Annotated in this window: 2 protein-coding genes and 1 pseudogene; 2 read left to right on the top strand and 1 reads right to left on the bottom strand. The window is 66.1% G+C overall.

Annotation, left to right across the window (positions count from 1 at the left end):
* Positions 1-322 precede the first annotated feature (322 nt).
* Entirely contained in the window at positions 323-1,024 is a 702-nt protein-coding gene (locus RTU05_RS17955) for an NAD-dependent deacylase (protein WP_312599645.1), read from the top strand.
* A 60-nt stretch (positions 1,025-1,084) separates the two neighbouring features.
* Here the strand turns inward: RTU05_RS17955 and RTU05_RS17960 are convergent, their stop codons facing one another.
* Positions 1,085-1,636: an OmpA family protein gene (locus RTU05_RS17960; protein ID WP_312599646.1), complete on the bottom strand. Its 552-nt coding sequence runs from the start codon at positions 1,634-1,636 to the stop codon at positions 1,085-1,087.
* A 375-nt stretch (positions 1,637-2,011) separates the two neighbouring features.
* Between RTU05_RS17960 and RTU05_RS17965 the strand changes: the two are divergent.
* A pseudogene (locus RTU05_RS17965) lies at positions 2,012-2,227 on the top strand (hypothetical protein); the annotation flags it as partial.

Below are 2,227 nucleotides of genomic sequence, written 5' to 3' on the forward strand. Positions count from 1 at the left end.
TGCACCTCGCCGCAACCATCTTATGGATGCGATAAGTGTCCACAGAACCTAGGATCAATCGACATTCAGCGGGCCGAAATCTTCGATCGTCATTCCGGGGCGGAGCGAAGCGAAGAACCCGGAACCCAGGGCTTCGACGTCGTCACTGAACGTAGTCGGCGCCGGGTCGCCAGCCTCCTGGGTTCCGGGTTCGTCCTACGGACGCCCCGGAATGACGATTTAGGACTGAATGTCGATGCAACCTCGGTCAGACGAAACTGACGCATTTTTCGCCTAACATCGCCCCTTCCCGTTTCGGTCCCGTCAGAGGCGCTGCCGCTCCATGAACCTGGTCATCCTCACCGGCGCCGGCATATCGGCCGAGAGCGGCGTGCCGACCTTTCGGGCGTCGGACGGGCTGTGGTGCGGACACAGGGTCGAGGACGTCGCGACGCCGGAAGGCTACGCCGCCGACCCCGCCCTGGTTCAGGACTTCTACAACCAGCGCCGTCGCCAACTGGCCGAGGTTGAACCCAACGCCGCCCATCGCGCCCTGGCCGATCTGGCGGCGCGCTGGGAAGGCGACTTCATGCTGGTGACCCAGAACGTCGACGATCTGCACGACCGCGCGCACGAGGCATCGCCGCCCGCCCCGGGGTTCGAACTGATCCACATGCATGGCGAACTGCTGAAGGGGCGCTGCACTCGTTCAGGCGTGGTCAGCGACTGGCCCGGCGACATGGCGGCGGACGAGCCGTCGCTCGACCACCCGCAGGGCCGGATGCGGCCGCACATCGTCTGGTTCGGGGAAACGCCGCTGCACATGGATCGGATCGAGGCGGCCTTGGCGGCTTGCGACCTGTTCGTGTCGATCGGCACGTCGGGCGCGGTCTATCCGGCGGCGGGGTTCGTGCAGGCGGCGCGGAATGCGGGCGCGCGGACGGTGGAGATCAATCTGGAGCCCACCGCCGGGGCGCACCTGTTCGACGAGGGCGTCTATGGGCCGGCGACCGTCGCCGTTCCGCGCTTCTTCGACAGCCTGTAGAATCGAAGACGGCGGCCGCTACGCAGCGGCCGCCGTTCCGATGGTCGACGTGGAGGCCGATCAGGCCAGGACGACGATGGTCACGCGGCGGTTCTGCGACCGGCCCTCGGGCGTGTCATTGGACGCCACCGGCTGTTCCTGACCATAGGAGATGGTCGCCATCCGGTTCAGGGCCACGCCCTGACGGTTCAGGAAGCGACGGACGGCCTCGGCGCGCTGTTCGCCCAGCTGGTCGTTATGCTCGGGCGTGCCGGTCGAGTCGGTATAGCCTTGGATTTCCAGATAGACGTTGCGGTTCTCGCTTTGCAGACGCTGGGCGAACTGGGCCAGACGCTGCTCGGCCTCGGGCGACAGGGCCGCAGCGTCGGTGGGAAACTTCACGGAATCGTCGGACAGGACGACCTGATAGAGGAACTTGCCCTCGGCCAGCTTGTGGGCGTCGTTGGCGCGTTGCAGCGCCTGGCCCGCCGTGCCTTCGACCGTGGTCACGCGGTTGTCGACGACTTCGACCTGATCACGCACGAAACGATGGCTGGCGCAGCCGCTGGCCGCAAAGCCGAGGGCGATGAGGGCGCCGCCGACGACCGCCGTCCTGAGTTTCGATCTGCTCAAGTTCTGTCTCCTTCTTGCCGGGGGCGCCACGCCCAGTTCATGCGCCAGATGAAAATGGCGTAGGCTGAAAGGCGGAGTAATGACGTGCGTTGGGCAGGAAGATGTCAGCTTGACCATAAGGGAACGGGCGTGTTTCGACGTTTTTCGTCTGATCATGGAACCGGCGCGCGAGATGCGACGTTGGTCCGCCGACGGCGATGCCGGACGGCGGGCCGGCTGATCTCAACGCAATCTGAAACGTCGCGCAGTTGTATTGGGCCTGCGCCTCTTTCCTGACGCGCCCGAATGTTTTCAACAGCGCGTCGTGATTTTTTACAGGCGTTTCGTTGCGATGACCATGCGACCAAGGCTGTCGGCCTCATCACGGATCGGCGATTGAAACCGGCGCGGACACGGCGATGGGCGCTGGCGGCGACGCCCATACTGGCGGCGCACCTGGGCCTGGGTCTGCTGATGACCATCCAGACCCCGACGGCGCCCGAGGTTTCGGAGCCGCCGCTGGTGATGGTGGAACTGGTGGACCCGCCCCCGCCTCCCCCGCCCCCGCCGCCGCCCGCCCGTGTCATCGCGCCCGAGCCCTCTCCCAAGCCG

Origin of the sequence: Brevundimonas sp. (genome assembly GCF_032017145.1) — a bacterium.
Taxonomy (GTDB): Bacteria; Pseudomonadota; Alphaproteobacteria; order Caulobacterales; family Caulobacteraceae; genus Brevundimonas.

Excerpts from the sequence above, each read along its gene's own strand:
- RTU05_RS17955 (WP_312599645.1), top strand. The coding sequence starts at position 323 with ATGAACCTGGTCATCCTCACCGGCGCCGGCATATCGGCCGAGAGCGGC.